Source organism: Aquabacterium sp. (assembly GCF_004297345.1).
GTDB lineage: Bacteria > Pseudomonadota > Gammaproteobacteria > Burkholderiales > Burkholderiaceae_C > Aquabacterium.
Genome location: NZ_SCTN01000121.1, coordinates 1 through 2,861 on the forward strand (window position 1 = coordinate 1; position 2,861 = coordinate 2,861).

The 2,861-nt window shown below is 61.9% G+C and carries 4 protein-coding genes; 1 reads left to right on the forward strand and 3 read right to left on the reverse strand.

Features of this window, described 5'->3' with window-relative positions; translation table 11 throughout:
* Positions 1 to 299: DUF1688 family protein (locus tag EPO09_RS03740; RefSeq protein ID WP_290640295.1), on the reverse strand; the 299-nt coding region annotated here is incomplete at its 3' end.
* Between the two features lie 221 nt (positions 300 to 520).
* Between EPO09_RS03740 and EPO09_RS03745 the strand changes: the two genes are divergently transcribed.
* Positions 521 to 1,132, forward strand: a complete 612-nt coding sequence (locus EPO09_RS03745) for a rhomboid family intramembrane serine protease (protein ID WP_290640297.1) — start codon at positions 521 to 523, stop codon at positions 1,130 to 1,132.
* On the opposite strand, the gene EPO09_RS03750 is transcribed toward EPO09_RS03745, so the two are convergent.
* Positions 1,101 to 2,069: a DMT family transporter gene (locus EPO09_RS03750; RefSeq protein ID WP_290640299.1), complete on the reverse strand. Its 969-nt coding sequence runs from the start codon at positions 2,067 to 2,069 to the stop codon at positions 1,101 to 1,103. The genes EPO09_RS03745 and EPO09_RS03750 overlap by 32 nt on opposite strands.
* Positions 2,070 to 2,185: 116 nt before the next feature.
* On the reverse strand, positions 2,186 to 2,861 hold a 676-nt coding region (locus EPO09_RS03755; protein WP_290640301.1), incomplete at its 5' end, for a DUF2189 domain-containing protein.

The window sequence follows — 2,861 nt, forward strand, 5'->3', positions numbered from 1 at the left end:
GCTCGCTCCAACCGCGCTGACGGCGCATCCAGACCATGCTCGCGCGCCACGACAGCCCACCGATCCACGCCACCATATTCAAAGTGGCGCCAACGGCTGTGATACGGCACATCGAGATCCGGATAACGCTGCCTGATCACATTGCTGACATAAGCAGAAACCAAGGCCATGCGCTCCGGGTGCCAGGTGAAATGACGGGCCTGCCCGGCTTGCGCCAGCGCCATGATGGCCGCGCTGTGCCGCCGCACGGCCTGCGCGCTCATCAGGGTAGGCGCCAGAGGCGAACGGAGCATGTGCATGGCACCCATCACCTCACCCTCGCCGGCCGGGTTGAGTACGACCTGCACGCCGAAATACCGAGGAAAATGTCACAACGACATTGGCTGACATGGTTGAGGGCCTCCATCCAGTTATCCGCCTCTTGGGGTAAGGCATGACAAGACTTAGCGAGTTGCGTGCCAGCCAGGCTGGCCCGGCCTTTATGATGTGCGCTTACATCCACTGCCGTCGCTGAACAAGCATGCCGCCGTTGCCCCCCATTACCCAGGCACTGATTCTGATCAACGTTGCCATGTTCTGCCTGGATGAGCCACTCAACGGGCTGCTGACGCATTACTTCGCGCTCTACCCGATACAAAGTGGCCTCTTCTATCCCTGGCAAGTGATCAGCTATGCCTTCCTGCATGGCTCGCTGCCCCACATCTTCTTCAACATGATGGGCTTGTGGATGTTCGGCAGCGAACTGGAGCGCATCTGGGGTTCGCGCCGGTACATGGAATTCCTGCTGGCCAGCGTGCTGACTGCGGCCGCAGCGCAGTTGATCCTTTCCTTGCTGGCGGGCTGGAACAACTACACGGTGGGCGCCTCGGGTGGCATTTACGGCCTGCTATTGGCCTTCGGCATGATGTTCCCCAACCGCACGATCATGCCGCTGTTCCCACCGATCCCGATGAAGGCCAAGGTATTCGTGGCCGTGTTCGGCGGACTGGAGTTGCTGCAAGGCGTGACGGGCACAGCCTCCGGCGTGGCCCACTTTGCTCACCTGGGTGGCATGCTGGGCGGCTGGCTCATGATGCGCTTCTGGCGCGGCCAGCCTCCGTTCAAGAGCCGTCGCGGCCCACGTCGCTTTTGACGCTAGCAGGGGCATGTGAAGACACTGCAATGCCTGCGGTGATCAGCAGCAACGCGATGGGGTGGTACCAACTTGGATGCTGCCCCAGAAAAAGCGCAGACCACATGGCCGCGAAAATCGACGTCAGATTGCCAAAGAACGATGCCATGGTGGGACCCACGGCCTGCACGCCCAAGCCCCAGCATCGGTAGGCCAGAATCGACGGCCCCACGGCGATAAACGCCATGGCACCCCAGGAGGACCAGGTGGTCGGCCACATGGGCGGCTGCGCACCGTTTGCCATGATGGCCTCCACAGCGGTGCTTGCACCGGCCCAGATAACCCCGAACAAGACCTGAATCTGCAGGAAGGCGGCCCAATCCCAATCTGGCCGCGCGGGGCCACTCATATTGGCAGGCGGACGCACCAGCATCCAGCTGTAGATCGCCCAGGCCAGGCTGGCCAGCAGCATCAGCAAATCACCAGGCACCAGGCGAACCTGGCGCAAGACCTCCCACTTTCCTTGCGCCATCACCAGCAGCACGCCCAGGATAGACAGCACAGCCCCCGCAAACTGGCGCCCGTGTAGCCGCTGACCATATGCCAAGGCCCCTACCAGCATCATCCACACAGGCACGCTGGAGCCGATCAAGGTCACGTTCAGTGGCGACGATGTCTGCAAGGCCAGGTACTGCATGGCGTTGTAGGTGCCGACACCCAATACCCCGATGACAGCCAGATAGACCCAGCGTTCACGAATGGCGGCCATGTCACGCCAGATCCGCATGGACAAGGGCATCAGCAACAAGGCCACCAGCAACCAGCGCAGGGCATTCATGGCCACCGGCGGCAAGGTGCCCACCATGAGGCGGCCGACCACGGCATTGCCAGCCCACATCAGGGGCGGCAAGATCAACAAGGTGAGCGTGCGAGGGGCGAGGTAGGCAGGACGAGACAAGGCTGAGGACTACTGGCTGGTCAATCAGCCATTAGAACAGCGGAAAGGCCGGTTGAGCCATCACCCTGCCGGGCGGCCCGGCAAGGGTCACATGGTCAACCGGCCAGAACTTGAAATCAGGCGCGAGGCGTGGTCGCTGCGCGGTAGGCGTGCCAGGATGCGTGCCCGATCACGGGCCCGACCACCACGAGGCCCAGGAAGCCAGGCAACATGGCCAGCGTAATGCCCAAGGTGATGAGCCCGGCCCACAGCAGCATGACGCCAGTCTGTGTGCTGACCAGGCGCATGCTGGCCAGACCTGCAGAGATGGCGTCCACCGACTTGTCCAGCATCATCGGCATGCTGATGGCGCTGATGGCAAAGATGAGCGCAGCAAAGACAGCGCCCACCGCCATGTAGCCGGCGAAGAAGGTCAAATACTCTTCGGTCATCATGGACGACAAGGGCCCGTTGAAATCAGGGATGCCGTCGAAGCTGATGGCGAACATGATCATGGCCGAACGCCCCCAGAGCATCTCCAGCACCAACAGCACCCCCGCGAAGATCGCCAGTTGCCCACTGCTGATGCGCCATGCGGTCAGGGATGACCAGATGCTCAAGGGCTCACCTCGCTCCAAACGCCGGCTGACGTCATACAGCCCGAGACACAGGAAAGGCCCCATCAGCAGGAAGCCCGCGCACAAAGCCAAGGTGTATTCAGGTGCCTGATGGAAACAGGCCAGCAACAACCAGCCCATGAGCACAAAGCAACTGCCGTAGAAGAGGCCCACCAGCGGCGCACGGCTGAAATCC

Coding starts and splice junctions, on each gene's coding strand:
- EPO09_RS03745 (WP_290640297.1), top strand. CDS start 521: ATGCCGCCGTTGCCCCCCATTACCCAGGCACTGATTCTGATCAACGTT.